The organism is Achromobacter sp. RW408 (assembly GCF_003184165.1).
In the GTDB taxonomy this organism is placed as follows: Bacteria; Pseudomonadota; Gammaproteobacteria; order Burkholderiales; family Burkholderiaceae_B; genus Achromobacter; species Achromobacter xylosoxidans.
The window spans coordinates 293,875-309,894 of record NZ_QHHO01000047.1 but is presented as its reverse complement, the minus strand read 5'-3'; the positions used below and the strand labels follow the sequence as shown (position 1 = coordinate 309,894).

The following is a 16,020-nucleotide window of genomic DNA, read 5'->3' as shown; positions in this document are numbered from 1 at the left end:
TCACGCCTTGTCGGTGATGGACTGCACGCCATCCTGCGCGTCCAGCACGCACTGCTTGCAGACGGTGAATTGCGGGAAGGCGTAAGGCAGCCGGTCCGGTCCGGCGAACTGCTTGTTGCCGGTCTTGACGTCGATGCGGCCCGGCGCGGTGACGGTGATGTTGCCCCCTTCGAGCACGATGCTGGCGCCCGCCGCCGTGGCAATGCGGATGCGCTTGGGCGCGGCGTATTCCACCGCGCTCTGGGCGCTGCCGATCTTCAGGTCCTGCTGCGCCTGCACGCGCAGGATGTCGTGCTGCGCCTGGATGTCGACATTGCCCTTGGCCGAGATCAGGTCCAGGCCAGATTCCGCGCCGCCCTGCTGCAGGCCGGCCACGATGCCCAGGCCCTGGCCGGTATGTAGACGCAGCGCGCCCATCACCGCCAGGTTCTGGTCCTTGCCCGCGGACCAGTGCACCGCCTCGCCGGCGGTGTACTGCAAATGCTGGCCGGCGACCTGCGCCAGGCCGGCGCGCGCCGCCATCAGCACCACCGGGTCGGTGGCATGCGGCACCTTGCCCTGCGCCGCGGCCGTGTGCTTGGCCGACGCATCGCCGCGCGCCCCGCCCAGGCTCTCGCCCGCCACGGTGCCGGAGACCGCGCGGTGCATCGCCGCCAACGGCGCCTTGTCGCCATCGAGCACGCTGGCGCCGGGGCCGCGCGTGCCCTGCACCGTCGCCAGCCGCAGGCCCTGGTGCGCGCCCACCACGCCATCGAGCGAACGCGCCATCTGGTCGGTCTGGCCGGCCAGCGCCTGCACCCCGGCGGCGTCGCCGATGGCGCTGGCGTTGGCGCCGGTGGCGCTATAGGTGCTCAGCAGCACGCCGGCGCCGCCGCGCACCGCGCCATAGCCGTCGGTGCGCAATTCCGCGCCCAGGCCGCGCAGGCCGCCGCGATAGTTGCCGGCCTGGTGAATCAGGTGGCCCAGGTTCAGCTCGCTGGCCTGCTCGCTGCTCTTGATCTGCATGCGCAGCTGGCCGTCGGTATCGTCGAACACGATCTGGTTGTAGCCGGAGCCGCCGAATTCCTTGCTCTTGAAGCCGCTCAACGCGGCCGCGTTGCGGTGGTTCTCGTCGCCGCCGGCCGCCCCATGCCAGGCCGGCGCATTGCCGGACGCCAGGTTGGCCTGGGCGCTGGGCGCGCCATCGCGGGCCGCGGCGTAGACCTGCGTGTCGGCCTTGGCGCCCTGGCGGCCGCCGGGCGTGGCCGGCGTGCCACCTTCGCCGCGGCCGTTGTACAACGCGCCCACGACGATGGGCTGGTCGATGTCGTCATCCAGGAAACGCACCAGCACTTCCTGGCCGATGCGCGGCACGAAACTGATGCCCATGCCGGCGCCCGACTGGCGCTGCGCCACCCGTACCCAGCGGCTGCGGGCTTCGCCATCGGCGCCGCTCCCTTGCCAATGGAAGCGGATGCGCACGTCGCCGCGCTTGTTGCGCAGGATCTCGTCCTGCTCCTTCGGCTGGGTGCCGCCTTCGGCATCCGTCACGACGGCGGTATGCACGCCGTGCACCGAAGGCGCGCCCGCCAGCCGCGCGCCGCGGGCGCTTGGCAACGGCGGCCGCCAGGGGCGGTCGCAGCGCACGGCCTCGAAGCGGTTGGCGTAGCCGACCTCGCGCGCCTTGGCCAGCACCGCCGGGTCCACGCGCAGCGACACGGCTTCATGCGGTTCGGCGCCGGGCGCGGCCAGCGCGTCGCCGTCCAGCACCAGGTGCGCATCCAGCCCTCCCAGGCGCTGGGCCAGCGAGGCCCGCGTTTCAGGCGGCAGGTTGTTGATGCCCACGTGTTCGACGCGATCGAGCGCGAACTCCGGTTCGAAGCCGCCTTCCCCGGCCGGCCCCAGCGGCGACAGATCCCGCAACGTAAAGCGCGTGCCGGAACGGAAGGTGCGCACCACCCCCAGGCCGACGAAGGTCTCGGCGCGGGCGCGCAGGGCTTCGGTCGCCAGATTGGCCTGGCGCCGCGCCTGCGCTTCATCGGCGAAACCGCCGTGGCCGGCGACCTCGTACCAATCCAGCCCGGCGGCGTCGTCCTGGCCGCTGGCCGGATTGACCAGCGCCTGCGCCGCCACCGCGCGCTTGCCGCTGTCGTGCCAGCCCAGCACGGTGATGCTGTCGGGCACGCGGCGGCGCTGGCGCGCCAGCATCTGCACGGTGTCGCGCGACTCGGTCGCGGCGGCCCGCTGGAAGCGGATGCCGCCGCCGGCGGACTCGGCGTCTTCGGCCAGGCCGCGGCTGTCGGCGAACAACTGCACCACATGGCGCGCCGGCACGCCAGCGTCTTCCAGCACGGTCCAGCCCAGGCCGGCCTCGGCCAGCAGGCGGGCAATGAAGTCGTAGTCGGTCTCGCGGTACTGCGTGGTGTAGGGACGCGGCGCCAGGTCGGCCACCGCCGCCTCCACGTCGCCGGCGACGCGGTAGACATACCCTTCGTAGCCGTCCAGCACGTGGCGCACGATGTCCAGCACGGGCTTGGCCTCGAACACGCGGCTGGCGCGCCGCTGCGTGGCCAGCCACAGCCATGGCACCACCGTCAGCCGGTAGCGCGCCAGGCCGGCGTCGCCGGACAGCAATTCCGCTTCGCGGACGACGCCGCTGCGCCCGGCGCGGCTGCCGTCGGCGCGGGTGGTCCACAGCGTGACGGGCCGCGAGATCATGTCCTGCAAGGACAGGCCGGCGTTGTCGGACAGCGCCACCACGCGCCATTGCCCCACGCCCGAGAGCGCTTCGCGCGCGACCCAGCCTTCCACCTGCAACGACGCGAGCGCGCCCTCGCCCTGCAGGCCGTAAAGGCGGGCATCGGAATTGAACAGGCCGGTGTTCGCGGTCGGATCCATTGCGGGAAAACCTAGGTCAGGCGCGCTCACGGCTCGATGTGAGCTTGCGCATTGGGACATTCCGGAGCAGTGCCCCAGTGGCCCGCGCAAACGCGCAGGCGGCATTGTTCGCTTTCAAGAAAGCCAAGCTTGCGGCATTCCGCCAGGCGCGCCGACAGCGGCGACCCCGGCAGCTCGCGGATGAAGATACCGTCGGTCTTGTAGACCTTCGTGCCCGGCGGCGACGCGGGCGGCAGGCCATACGACATCAGGGTCGCCAACAAGGCGGCGTCGCTGTCGTTGCGGGGCGCCGCCTTGCCGCGCGCCGGCGCGGTCTTCGAAGTGGCGGCCGGCGTGGCCGCCGCGATCAGCGCGCCGTCTCGCGCGCGCTCGCCGCGCGGCGCCGCGGCCGGGCCGGGGGCCTTGGCGGTGGCCGCGCGCGGCGTGGCGGAGGCAGGCTTGGGCGGGGCCGCCGTCACCGCCAGCGCGGCCAGCGGGTTGGGCACGTCCGCCTCGGACGGGCGGGTCAGTTGCGCCAACGGATGATCGTCGATGATGGCCGCGGCATTCGAGGGCGCGGCATCGGCATTCGCGGGCATGCTCGCGCGCGGCGCTGCCGGCATACCGGCAGCGCCCGCGTTGGCGGCGGGCGCCTGGGTCTGAGTCTGGGTCTGAGTCTGGGTCTGAGTCTGGGTCTGAGTCTGGGTCTGAGGCTGGGATGGGCGCGGCGCGTCGCCATCCACGCGCGCCACCACCACCGGCAATTGCGCCGTGTCATACACCGCCCACAGTCCCGCGCCGGCGGCGCCCAGGAACAGCAGCAGCAACACCAGCAGCGGCGTCCTGGAACGTTGCCGGACAGGCAGGTGCTTGACCTCGGCATCGGGCACGCGGCCTTCGAGCGAGGCAAGAATGCGCGACGACTGCGGCTCATCCACGGCGGATGAACGCCCCGCCAGCAAGCTGGGAATGGCGGGCGGAGGTCGCGATTTTTTTTCGTCTTCTGCCATGCGAGGTTCCGTGTCGGCAGGGGCTTGGTCGGCCCCTATTAACCAAGGTGATCGAGAATACCCGATGACATCTTTTAGATCACGGCATCTTGTTACGATTCCTAAAGCATCGACGCTGTCTGCAACGCCCTGGCGCTTGCCTCAATCACGAATAGAACAAAAGATTACGCCTTCGTGATTGAGGGATACCGTTGCTACTTCTACTGCCCCTATATTTTCTGCTCGCGATCGGCGTCTCCGCGCTGCTGGTGTTCCCGTCTTTCAGGGCCGGGACCGCGCGGGGCGCGCGCGCGTTCGCACAGGGAATACGCCGCCGCGTGGCGCGCGGCGCGGGGCAGGCGGGCGGCGTGGTGGGCGGCTCGGCGCAAGTGGTGCGCGCCGGCGTCGGCAAGGCCGGCAACACGTTTTCGGCGTACCGCTGGCAGATCGCCGCGGGGCTCGCGGTGGTGCTGCTTCCGTCCCTTTTCGCTTTCGTCATGCGACACAATCACACATTTATTTACGAGGATCGGATGGCCGGTCCGGACCCGCGCATCCAGGCGCTGTTGACGGGCGAACGGCTGGTCCCGCCGCCACCGCTGCCGCCCGAAGTGTTCACCACGCGCGAGGTGGAACTGGTGCGTCCCAACCTGGGCGGCGCCAGCCGCGACTGGAATCTGCTGGACGCCGACTACCGTCAGCGCCTGCTGGCGGCCTACCGCGTGATGCGCGAAGAACATGGCTATGAAATGGTGTTGATCGAGGGCTACCGCAGCCCCGAGCGCCAGGAGGAATTGGCGAGCAAAGGCTCGCACGTGACCAACGCCGGCGCCTACCAGAGCTATCACCAGTACGGGCTGGCCGCCGACAGCGCGTTCCTGCGCGACGGCAAGGTGGTGGTCTCCGAGAAGGACCCGTGGGCCATGCGCGGCTACGAGCTGTTCGGCGAAACCGCCGAACGCGTCGGCCTGACCTGGGGCGGACGCTGGAAGCTGATGGACTTCGGCCACACCGAGCTGCGCCGCCCGGGCGTCATGCGCCGCGATACGGGGGCCGCGCAATGATCCGATCATCTTGCGCCGCTACCCTGCCCCTCACGCTTACTCGAACAACCGACCACCGCTACGAACCCACATGACCCGCTTTCTCAAAACCGGCCTGCTGCTGGCCCTGGTCTTCGGTGTGGTCTGGCTGGCCGTCATCATCTGGTGGCAGGAATCGCGCACGCTGCCCACGGGGCTCGACATCGGCCTGTACCTGTTCGCGCTGCCGCTGGCGCTGATCGCGGCCGGCTGGGCCGGCCTGCGCATCGCGCGCGCGCGCCGCGAAGCCCGTGCCGCCGCCGCCGCGGCCCCCGCCGACGCACCGGCCGCGACGTCCGCCGCGGCGCCCGCCATTACCCGGCTGGTGGCCCTGGCCGGCGCCGCGCGCGCCGCGCCCGGCAGCGACCCCGCCGCCATCCACGCCGCGCTGGCCAAACAGCAGCGCCCGGACCTGGACGAAACGCTCAAGAATGCGCGCGGCTATCCCGTCTTCAGCGCCCGTGCCGCGCACCTGGACAGCGATGCCCTGCGCGAGATCGCCGAAACCGACGACACGCCGGCGGCGGCGCGCACCGAGGACTGCCTGCGCGCCACCGCCCTGTTGTGCGAAGTGATCGAGACTCTGTCACGCGATGCCCGCGCCCATGTGCTGGAGCACGGCACGCCGGAGCGCGACGACGACTGGCCCCTGTTGCAGCTGGAACTGCTGCTGCCGGCCCAATGGCCGTCGGCCGCGCGCGAACACGCCCAGGCGCGGGCGCGGCAGGCCGCGGCCTGGCCCGCGGCGCGCCTGGGCCTGCGGCCGCACGAGGCGCGCGACGCCTTGGCCAGCGACGGGCTGCTGCGCGAACTGGCGCTGGAGCCAGCGACGGCCGCCCGCGCGCCGCTGCGCATCGTGGCCGCGGCCGATTCGTTCATCGACAGCCACGTGGTGGGCGAATGGGACGCCGGCGGCCTGCTGGTCGGCAACGGCAATCCGCAAGGGCGCGTGCCCGGCGAAGCGGCCGCCGGCCTGCTGCTGGACCTGAACCTGGCCGCGCCCGCGACGCCCGGCAATGGCGCGCCCGCCGCGCCGCCGGCGGGCGCCTTCGCGCTGACGCTGTCACCCATGGCGCATCGCGCCACCGGCGCCGATGACCGCGGCGCCGCCAACGAACCGATGCTGGCCGAGCTGACGACCCGCTTCCTGGAGCAACATGAACGCCGCGCGCAGGACATCCGCGCGCTGGTCAGCGACGCCGACCATCGCGGCAGCCGTCCGCTGGAAGCCGCGGGGCTGGCCAGCACGCTGTTCACCACCCTCGACCCGAACCAGGATTGCCTGGCGGTCGGCGGCGCCTGCGGCTATACCGGCGCCGCCGCGCACCTGCTGACGTTGTCGGTCGCCGCTGAAGCCTGCGCCCAGGCCGAGGCGCCGGTGCTCGCCGTGATGACCCAGGACCCCATGTTGCGTACGCTCGCGCTGCTGTCCCCTTCCCCCTCCGCCTGACCCCCATAAGAAAAGCCAGAATCATGCGTAGCCCTTCAGGTTTCTTTTCCGGTATCTCCAGCGCCCTGAGCGAAGGTCGCCATTGGACCTCCCGCGCCCTCGGCAATCCGCGCCTGTTCATGGCGATCGGCCTGATCGCCCTGGTCGTGTTCCTGTTCCTGTTTGCCGACACCGTCGAGATCGGCCTGGCCTGGGCCGGCATCGCGCTGGGAATATTCCTGTTGCTCTGGCTGTGCGCCTATCTGTGGCGCCGGCGCCGCGCGCGCCGCGCCAACAAGAACCTGGGCGACATGCTGGAGCAGCAGGTGCAGACGGGCAGCGCGGCCGCCAATCGCGGGGACGTGGACGCGCTGCGCACGCGCCTGGTGCAGGCGGTGCGCACCATCAAGACGTCCAAGATCGGCCAGGTGTCGGGCAACGAAGCGCTGTACGAACTGCCCTGGTACATCGTGATCGGCAACCCCGCCGCGGGCAAGAGCAGCGCGGTGATCAATTCCGGCCTGCAATTCCCCTTCGCCGACAAGAACGGCGCGGCGGTGCGCGGCGTGGGCGGCACCCGCAACTGCGACTGGTTCTTCACCACCGAAGGCATCCTGCTGGACACGGCCGGCCGCTACTCGGTGCACGAGGAAGACCGCAACGAATGGATGGGTTTTCTCGACCTGCTCAAGCGCCATCGCCCCAAGGCGCCGATCAACGGCATCATCGTGGCCGCCAGCATCGACGAGCTGACCGGCGCCGGGCCGGAATTCGCCATCAACCTGGCCAAGAACCTGCGCCAGCGCGTACAGGAACTGACCGACCGGCTGGAAGTGTTCGCGCCGGTCTACATCATCTTCACCAAGGCCGACCTGATCTCGGGCTTCAGCGAATTCTTCTCCGACAGCGACCAGCGCGAGCGCGACCGCGTCTGGGGCGCCACCCTGCCCTACGGCGCGGAAGAAAACCGCGACGTGCTGGCCCTGTTCGACGAACGCTTCGATGAACTGTACGAAGGCCTCAAGGAAATGGGCACGGCGCAGATCTCGCTGCGCAACAACCGCGAACTGCCGCCGGGACTGCTGACCTTCCCGCTGGAATTCGCCGGCATCAAGCCGGCGCTGCGCACCTTCCTGTCGACGCTGTTCGAGACCAACCCGTTCCAGTACAAGCCCGTGTTCCGCGGCTTCTACTTCACCAGCGCGCTGCAGGAAGGCGTGTCGCAAAGCACCTCGACCGAACGGCTGGCCGAACGCTTCGACCTGCGCCCGGCCGCCCGCGGCCAGGCGCGCAACGTGTCCTCGCACAACGGCTTCTTCCTGCGCGACCTGTTCTCCAGCGTGATCTTCGCCGACAAGAAACTGGTGCGCCAGCACGCCAGCCCGGCCAAGACCCGCATGCGCTACCTGACCTTCTTCGGCCTGGTGCTGGCGCTGGGCCTGGTGCTGGGCGGCTGGAGCTGGTCATACCTGGGCAACCGCCAGCTGGCGCAGAACGTGCAGGCCGACCTGGACAAGGTGGTGCGCCTGCAAAGCGAGCGCACCGACCTGCAGAGCCGCCTGGAGGCCATGGAGATCCTGCAGGACCGCATCGAGCAGCTGGACCGCTATTCGTCCAGCCGCCCGTGGTCGCTGGGCCTGGGCCTGTACCAGGGCGACGTGCTCAAGGAGCGCCTGCTGGCCGAGTACTACAACGGCGCGCGCCAGTTCATGCTGAGCCCGGTCAAGGCCAGCCTGGAGGACTTCCTGGCCAAGGTCGACATGTCCGGCGCCGCGGCGGCGGCCGGCGGCGCGCAGCAGCCGGCGCCGCAGGCGGTGCGCGCCTCGCACGTCCCGGGCGGCGACACGCTGTTCCAGGATGCCTCGCCGACCAATGCCGACGACGCCTACAACGCGCTCAAGACGTACCTGATGATGGCCAATCGCCAGCACGTCGACCCCACCCACCTGTCCGACCAGATCACGCGCTTCTGGCGCGGCTGGCTGGAGACCAACCGCGGCGCCATGCCGCGCGACCAGCTGATCCGCAGCGCCGAACGCCTGATCTCGTTCTACGTCAGCCGCGCGCCCGACGCCGGCTGGCCGCAGATCGACACCAACCTGGCGCTGGTGGAAAAGACCCGCGCCAGCCTGCGCGCCGTGATGCAGGGCATGCCGGCGCGCGAACGCGCCTACGCCACGCTCAAGGCGCGCGCCGCCACGCGCTTCCAGACCATGACGGTGGCGCGCATCGTCGGCGAGAACGACGCCGGCGTGGTGGCCGGCAGCTACGCCATCCCCGGCACCTTCACCCGCGAGGCCTGGGAGCAGTACATCCAGCCCGCCATCAACGAGGCCGCCAAGAAGGAAGTGCAGACCAGCGACTGGGTGCTGGGCGTGAACGCGCGCGACGACCTGACCCTGGACGGCAGCCCCGAACAGATCCAGAAGAGCCTGGCGACGATGTACAAGACGGAGTACGCGCAGGAATGGCAGAAGTTCCTGCGCGGCGTGACCATCAAGCCCTTCACCAGCTTCGAGCAATCTGTGGGCGCGATGAACCGCCTGGGCGACCCGCAGACCTCGCCCATCGCCAAGCTCATCAACACGGCCTATGAACAGACCTCGTGGGACAACCCGTCGCTGGTCAACGCCGGCCTGCAGCAGGCGCAGAGCGGCGTGGTCGGCTGGTTCAAGCGCGTGATCCTGCGGCAGACGCCGCCCGCGCCCACGCCCGCCACCACCGCCAACGGCGAAGCCATTCCGATGGGTCCGGTGGGCCGCGAGTTCTCGGACGTGGCGCGCCTGGTGGTCACGCGCGAGAACCAGTCGCTGCTGGGCAACTACATGGGCGCGCTGTCCAAGATCCGCACCCGCTTCAATCTGCTCAACAACCAGGGCGACCCCGGCCCCGGCTCGCTGGTGCTGCTGCGCCAGACGCTGGAGGGCAAGGATTCGGAGCTGGCCGACGCGCTCAAGCTGGTCGACGAGCAGATGCTGGCCGGCCTGTCGGCGACGCAACGCGAGACGCTGCGCCCGCTGCTGGTGCGGCCGCTGATCCAGGCCTACGCCGTGGCCATGCAACCGGCCGAACGCGAGTTGAACAAGGTCTGGAACGCGCAGATCTACCAGCCCTTCAACCAGACCCTGGCCGAAAAGTATCCGTTCGCCGCGCGCGCCAGCGTCGAGGCCAGCAGCGACGAGATCGGCCAGGTGTTCGGCCCGCAGGGCAGCATCGCCAAGTACGTCAACGACACCCTCGGCCCGCTGACCGTGCGCCGCGGCGACATCCTGACGGCGCGCACCTGGGGCGACATGGGCATCAGCCTGCAGCCGACCTTCACCGCCAACTTCGCGCAGTGGGTGGCGCCGCTGTCCGGCGGCGCGGGCGCAGGCTCGGCCAGCCAGCCGCAGACGCTGTTCCAGATCCAGCCCAAGCCGGCCTCGGGCGTGACCGAGTACACCATCGAGATCGACGGCCAGCAACTGCGCTACCGCAACACGCCGCCGCAATGGGTCAACTTCGTCTGGCCCAACGCCCAGGGCGCGCCCGGTGCGCGCATTACCGCCACCACCTTCGACGGCAGCGTGGTCGAGATCGTCAACGAACCGGGACGCTTCGGCCTGGAGCGCCTGATCGCGACCGCCCAGCGCACCGCCAACGCCGACGGCAGCTTCAACATGAGCTGGGGCAAGTCCAACGTGACGGTGCCGGTCAAGCTGCGCATCATCAGCAACGCCCAGGCGCCCGGCGCCGGCGGCAGCGAGCCCGGCGGCAGCCAGGGCCTGCGCAACCTGCGCCTGCCCTCCTCCGTGGTGGGCGCATCCCCCGAATCCTCCTCCGCCCAGACGCGACCCGGAGCGCCGCAATGAGCAACTTGCAGTCCCCCCTGTTCCGCACGGCCTACTTCGGCAAGATCCCGGCCCGCGGCGACTTCGTCAAGAACACCTCGCATCCGCAGCTGATGAGCACGCTGGACGGCTGGGTCGCCAGCACCATGGAGCTGCTGGCCCAGGACCCGCACTGGAAAACGCTGTACGACGAGGCCGAGCCGATGCCGTTCGCCATTCTCGGCTCGCGCGGCAAGCTGGCCATCGCCGGCCACCTGCAACCCAGCCGCGACCAGTCGGGCCGGCGCTTTCCGTTCCTGTCGGCGACCTCGGTCGAAGTGCAGCGGCCGCTGGCCTTCATCGCGCGCAGCCCGATGGCCTTCAGCCGGCTGTGGAACCGCATGAGCGGCGCCGCCGCGCTGCTGATGACCGACGCCGACCCCGGCCCGGCGCTGCAGACGCTGAACGAACTCGAAGGCGAGATCCGCACCGAGGCCGACGACGGTTTCGATGCCTTCGTCGACCTGCAAAGCGTCGAGCGGCTGCAAACCATGCTGCGCGGCAATGGCCACGCGGCCAACGTCCACGACATCATCCTGGCGCTGGGCATCCTGCTCGAACCGGTCATGTCCAGCGGCTCGTCGCAGCTCGATCGCGGGCTGGCGCTGCCGCTGCCGGACGATCCGCTCTATATCAACCTGGTGGCCTCGTACTGGATGACGCTGATCGCGCCGTTCCTGGCGCGCGCGGATTTCGAGATCACCGTGTTCATCGGCCGCATCGGCGGCAAGCATCGCCTGGTGGCGGGCTTTCGCGGCGCCTCGCCGCAGACGCTGGCCAGCCTGCTGTCCACGCCGCAGGCCTTCGCCGAGCAGCACATCGTGCTGGAAGACGCGCCCTGGGTGCGCGACCACGTGTCGGCCAGCCACGGCCTGGCCAAGCTTTCCAGCTACCTGGACCAACCCCGGCTGTCCCTGCGCATGGCGCTCGACACCTATCTCGAAGTCTTCACCGGAGCCTGACCATGCGCGTCTCTCTCCTGATCATGGCGGCGCTGTTCTCATGCGCCGCGGCGGCGCAGGACGCGGCCACCGTCGTCCCCGCCAACGTCATTCCGCAGCCCGGCCAGGTCGTGGCCAGCGGCGCCGTGCCAGACGAGGCCACCAAGGCCGACGTGCTGGCCCGGCTGCAACAGGTCTACGGGGTGGGCAACGTCATCGACCAGATCGAGGTCGGCGGCGTGGTGGCGCCGCCCAACTGGTCCGAACACGTGGGCAAGCTGATCGGCCAGCCGCTCAAGCAGATCAATCGCGGCCAGCTGGAAGTCGACGGCACCCAGATCCGCCTGCTCGGCGAAGTGCAGAACGAAGCCTCGCGCCAGCAGATCGCCAGCACCTTCGCCACCTCGCTCAACCCGACCTACAAGATCGTCAACGGCCTGCGCGTGGCCGCCGGCAAGGACGAACAAGGCCTGCTCGACAAGGTGCTGACCAACCGCGTGGTGGAATTCGAGACCGGCAGCGCCACGCTGACGGCGCGCGGACGCGAACTGCTCGACCAGGTGGCCGACGTCATCCCGAAGCTGCACAGCGACAAGGTGCAGATCATCGGTCACACCGACAGCTCCGGCAGCCGCAGCACCAACCTGGCGCTGAGCCAGGCGCGCGCCGACGCGGTCCGCGCCTATCTGGTGGACAAAGGCCTGCCGCCCGGACGTTTCGAGACGCTGGGCGCGGGCCCGGACCAGCCGGTGGCCACCAACGCCACCGCCGAGGGCCGCGCCAAGAACCGCCGCATCGAATTCCGCGCCAGCCGCTAGCCGGCGCGCGGCTGCCGCTGGGCGCGCGCCGTCGCGCGCCCAATGCCGCGGGCCGCGATGGCCCTTGCGGCCATCGCCGGGCCCCGCTTTCAGCCGTTGTTCTCGGGCGCCTTGGGAACGCCCAGCAGCTCTTCCAGCCCGGACAGGGCGTCGTTGTTCTTGAGCACCGTGCGCAGCCACAGGTGCAGCGACATCTCGCCCCAGCTGGCCGCCTTGTCGGCCAGGTAGGCCACCGGGCTGTGCGGCTCGGTGCGGCGGAAGAACTCGGCCACTTCGCGCAACTGCGCCAGGGCCTGGTCGCGCGTTTGCAGCGGGCCACGCGTGGCCGCCAGCGGCGCGGTGGAAGGCAGGTCGACGGCGGTCAAGGTAGGCTCCATGCGGGTGACGGCCGCGCCGGCGGGCGGCGTGGCCTGGGCGGCCGGCGGCGCCAGGTCGGCCCGCACCAGCAGGCCGGCCTCGCGGGCAAAGCGGTGCGCCAGCTCGGTCACGTCCTTCAGGGCGGTGCGCAGCGGCGTGAAAGCCGGGCCTTCCTCGCCCAGGCGTTCGGTCAAGGTCCGCTCGAGCACGTCGACCGCGCCAAAGCAGCCCTGCAACTGGCTTTCGAGTTCGGAATAGAACGCCGGCGGCGTATCGCGGCGCGCGGCGTCGAACTGGTCGAGCGTAACCTTGCCGCGGGTCAGGTCGGCGGCGTTCTGCGGCGCGCGCTTGATGGCGTTGGCCAATTGCGTGGCGCTGTCCCACAGCACCGCGCCGAAACGCCCGCCCTCGGACTGCGTCAAGGGCAGTTCCCGCACCAGTTGCTGCGACCGCGACAGCAGCCACGCCAGGTTGCCCACGCGCTGCTGCACGTCGCCCTCGTCCGGCACCGGGTGCAGGCCGTCCCAATAGCGCCGGCACAGGCCGTCCACCAGCAGGAAGCCGTCGCGCAGGCCGGCGAAGCCGCGCGTCTTGGCCCAGGCTTCGGCCAGCCAGGCGGCCACGCGCACGTCCTTGCTGCGCTCGGTCAGCACCTCGGTGCAGATGCGGATCACCTGCGGCCAGTCGGCCTCCTTGATGTCGATGACCCAGTCGCCCTGGTCCAGGTGCGGGTCATCGTGGCGGCGGGCCTCGCGGATGGCGTCGAATTCGGCCGAAAAGACCATGTCGGCGCCACAAGGCGCCTCGCCCGCAATGGGCTGCAACAGTGCGTCGATATCGCTCATAGTTTCTTGGGTCGTTGCGGATGGCGGGCCTTGCGCAAGCGGCGCGCGGCCCGGCGGCAAAGCAGCGATGATCCCATATCTGTAACCGCGTTACGTTGGAACATGACACGCCCTATTACAAAACGCATCAGGGACCATCGCTATCATGCAAGCTCTCCAAAAACAGGGAGTCGCGATGAACAAGTCCTTTCACATGATGCCCAATGGCCGCTTCATCAATGGCGCGCCGCGGCGCTGCCCGGACGGCACCTATGTCGGCGACGGCGGGCCCATCACCCGCGCGCCCGACGGCACCTACGTCGCGGGCACCCCACAGCGCGCGCCGGATGGCCGCTACCTGGGCGGCGGCGGGCCGGTGCGCATGGCGCCCGACGGCAGCTTCGTCGTGGGCACGCCCCGCATGGCGCCGGACGGCACCTATCTGTAAGCATAAATAACCATCGTTTGGGAGCAACGGACGGCCATGGCGCAGCGATCCGTAATACGCAAGGGTGACCGCACCTCGCATGGCGGCGTGGTGGTCACCGGAGACGAGTCCGTGCAGATCTTTGGCCAGCCCATGGCGCGCGTCGGCGACCGCGTCACCTGCCCCAAGTGCGCCGGCCAGCACACCATCGTCGAAGGCGTGCAAAGCGTCAGTTCCGATCGCCGCACCGCGCTGGAAGGCATGAAGACCTCCTGCGGCGCCACCCTCATCGCCAGCCAGCAGTTCTACCAGTTGGAGCACGGCGGCGGCGATGGCGCCGGTGGCGGCGTGAACGATGCGCCGCAGGCGCTGCAGGCCGGCGCGCCGGCGGCACTGGCCGCGGTGGTGCCGGTGGCGGCCGACGAGGCGCCGCAGCAATGCGCCCAGGTCCAGGACACCCTCAAGCTCACCGAAGCCATGTTCGACGCCAAGCGCGCCCCGGTCAGGCTGACCGGACCGTCGGCCTACAAGCCGCCGGCCGCGCTGGCGCGCGCGGGCGATGACAAACTGGTCATGTATGAAGCCTGGCCGGCCGGCCAGCGCGTGCCCGTGGTGCTGGAACCGCGCAAGCCGCTGTGGACCGGCGACCTGCTGCAGCGCTCGCCCCACGAGATCAGCGAACGCCTGACCGAGGAACCGCAGCCGCAGCCCGAGCAGGTCGCCAAGAGCCTGGGCGTGGCGCCCAAGGCGCTGCTGCAGGGGCGCGACCTGCAGATCACCATCGCCAAGGGCATGTCGGTGGACGACAGCGTCAAGCGGCTCGACGCGCAATGGGTGAAAGGCCCGCCCTGGGCCGATCCCACCCGCGAGGTCCACACCGTGGGCGAGACGATGTTCTCGCGCATCACGCTCTACAGCATGCCGGGCGAGCAGGCCGTGATCGACCACGCCGTGCTGCACGAGCTGGCCCACAGCTACGCCAACAACGCCCGTGTCGACATGAAGGCCTGGGGCGCCGCGGCCAAATCGGACGGCAATTTCCCGTCGGACTACGCCAAGGCCGGCCCACCCGAGGATTTCGCTGAATTCGTGGTGATGGCCATCGCCACCCAGGGCACGCCTTGCGAGAACTACGCCCGCTCGATCTACCCGGCCCGTTACCGGCAGCTGGACGCGATGGACCTGCTGGAGAAAAGCCCCGCCGCCCAGGCCGCATGACCCTGCCGCGCGGGTGACGGGTTGCACCCGTCCCCGCAGGTGCGATACCATACGTTCCATATACAAACCATATATGGAACGCTCCCTATGGGTATCGTCAAGATTTCCGAGCAGATGCACGAGAACCTGCGCGTGGCCAGCAGCGCGCTGAGCCGCTCGATCAACTCGCAGGCCGAACACTGGATGCGCATCGGCATGCTGTCCGAGCTCTACCCCGAGCTGCGCCACGCCGACATCTGCCAGCTGCTGATCCGCATCGAGCAGGCGGAAGGGTTCAGCATCGCCGCCCTGTCCCAGGGACAGGCGTCCACCGGCCAGCAGGAGGCCGCGTAAATGGCGCGCAAGGTCTCCATCAAGTCCGCCGCCGACATCGCCATGGCCCGCCAGGCCGGCGCCCTGGCGGCGGAGGTACTGCACATGATCGCCGAGCACGTGCGCCCCGGCGTCACCACCGACGAACTCGACCGCATCTGCCACGACTACATCGTCAATGTGCAGAAGGCGATTCCGGCCAACGTCGGCTACCACGGCTTTCCCAAGACCGTCTGCGCCTCGGTCAATCATGTCATCTGCCACGGCATCCCGTCGGCCAAGGTGCTCAAGAACGGCGACATCCTCAACATCGACGTGGCCGTCATCAAGGACGGCTGGTACGGCGACACCAGCCGCATGTACTACGTCGGCCAGCCCAGCCCGCTGGCGCGGCGCCTGGTGAACACCACCTACGAAGCGATGCGCGCCGGCATCATGGCGGTCAAGCCCGGCGCCACGCTGGGCGACATCGGCCATGCCATCCAGACGGTGGCGCACCGCGAGCACTTCAGCATCGTGCGCGAATACTGTGGCCACGGCATTGGCCAGATCTACCACGACGAACCGCAGGTGCTGCACTATGGCCGTCCCGGCGAAGGCCTGGTGCTGCAGCCGGGCATGATGTTCACCATCGAACCCATGATCAACGCCGGCAAGCCGCAGACCAAGCAGTTGCCCGATGGCTGGACCGTGGTCACCAAGGACCGTTCGCTGTCGGCGCAGTGGGAACACATGGTGGTCGTCACCGACACCGGCTACGAGGTCCTGACGTCCTGGCCGGACGGCTTCGGCGACTATCCGCCGATCCCCTGACGCACCAGGCCGGCGACGGCAATTAACGGAGTGCGACACGCGCGGGGCCCGGTCATGATCGGGCCCTTGCCGTTCTTGCGGCCCC

12 protein-coding genes are annotated in these 16,020 nt (G+C 69.8%); 9 read left to right on the top strand and 3 right to left on the bottom strand.

What is annotated here, in order from left to right; all coding sequences use genetic code 11:
* Both DK459_RS17580 and DK459_RS17575 read right to left on the bottom strand, forming a co-directional pair.
* The gene (locus tag DK459_RS17580) at positions 1-2,877 is read right to left on the bottom strand and encodes a type VI secretion system Vgr family protein (RefSeq protein WP_110134945.1); all 2,877 of its coding nucleotides are present in this window, start codon (positions 2,875-2,877) and stop codon (positions 1-3) included.
* Positions 2,878-2,903: 26 nt separating this feature from the next.
* Positions 2,904-3,866, bottom strand: coding sequence for a hypothetical protein (locus tag DK459_RS17575; protein WP_110134944.1), 963 nt, complete (start codon positions 3,864-3,866; stop codon positions 2,904-2,906).
* Positions 3,867-4,057: 191 nt separating this feature from the next.
* Here DK459_RS17575 and DK459_RS17570 point away from each other — a divergent pair, with 191 nt between their 5' ends.
* The 5 genes from DK459_RS17570 to DK459_RS17550 all read left to right on the top strand — a co-directional run bounded on the left by DK459_RS17570 (position 4,058) and on the right by DK459_RS17550 (position 11,984).
* Positions 4,058-4,909 carry a M15 family metallopeptidase gene (locus DK459_RS17570; protein WP_026382340.1) on the top strand — a complete coding sequence of 284 codons (852 nt, stop codon included), beginning with the start codon at positions 4,058-4,060 and terminating at the stop codon, positions 4,907-4,909.
* Positions 4,910-4,979: 70 nt separating this feature from the next.
* Positions 4,980-6,377 carry a hypothetical protein gene (locus tag DK459_RS17565; RefSeq protein WP_070668538.1) on the top strand — a complete coding sequence of 466 codons (1,398 nt, stop codon included), beginning with the start codon at positions 4,980-4,982 and terminating at the stop codon, positions 6,375-6,377.
* A 119-nt stretch (positions 6,378-6,496) separates the two neighbouring features.
* Complete coding sequence (tssM, locus tag DK459_RS17560; protein WP_045953190.1) at positions 6,497-10,207, top strand: type VI secretion system membrane subunit TssM; 3,711 nt, start codon at positions 6,497-6,499, stop codon at positions 10,205-10,207.
* Complete coding sequence (gene tagF, locus DK459_RS17555) at positions 10,204-11,187, top strand: type VI secretion system-associated protein TagF (RefSeq protein WP_006385166.1); 984 nt, start codon at positions 10,204-10,206, stop codon at positions 11,185-11,187. Before tssM ends, tagF begins: the two co-directional genes overlap by 4 nt.
* A gap of 2 nt (positions 11,188-11,189) precedes the next feature.
* Positions 11,190-11,984, top strand: coding sequence for an OmpA family protein (locus tag DK459_RS17550; RefSeq protein ID WP_020928045.1), 795 nt, complete (start codon positions 11,190-11,192; stop codon positions 11,982-11,984).
* 89 nt (positions 11,985-12,073) lie between these two features.
* Here the strand turns inward: DK459_RS17550 and tssA are convergent, their stop codons facing one another.
* Complete coding sequence (gene tssA / locus DK459_RS17545; RefSeq protein ID WP_024069126.1) at positions 12,074-13,186, bottom strand: type VI secretion system protein TssA; 1,113 nt, start codon at positions 13,184-13,186, stop codon at positions 12,074-12,076.
* A 175-nt stretch (positions 13,187-13,361) separates the two neighbouring features.
* On the opposite strand from tssA, the gene DK459_RS17540 reads away from it, so the two are divergent.
* The 4 genes from DK459_RS17540 (at position 13,362) to map (ending at position 15,935) form a co-directional block, all read left to right on the top strand.
* Positions 13,362-13,613, top strand: a complete 252-nt coding sequence (locus DK459_RS17540) for a hypothetical protein (RefSeq protein WP_020928047.1) — start codon at positions 13,362-13,364, stop codon at positions 13,611-13,613.
* A 36-nt stretch (positions 13,614-13,649) separates the two neighbouring features.
* Complete coding sequence (locus DK459_RS31020) at positions 13,650-14,810, top strand: PAAR domain-containing protein (RefSeq protein ID WP_024069127.1); 1,161 nt, start codon at positions 13,650-13,652, stop codon at positions 14,808-14,810.
* 87 nt (positions 14,811-14,897) lie between these two features.
* A complete protein-coding gene (locus DK459_RS17525) occupies positions 14,898-15,143 on the top strand; it encodes a ParD-like family protein (protein WP_006385163.1) in 246 nt (81 codons plus the stop codon).
* Positions 15,144-15,935, top strand: coding sequence for a type I methionyl aminopeptidase (gene map, locus DK459_RS17520; RefSeq protein WP_006385162.1), 792 nt, complete (start codon positions 15,144-15,146; stop codon positions 15,933-15,935).
* Positions 15,936-16,020 lie beyond the last annotated feature (85 nt).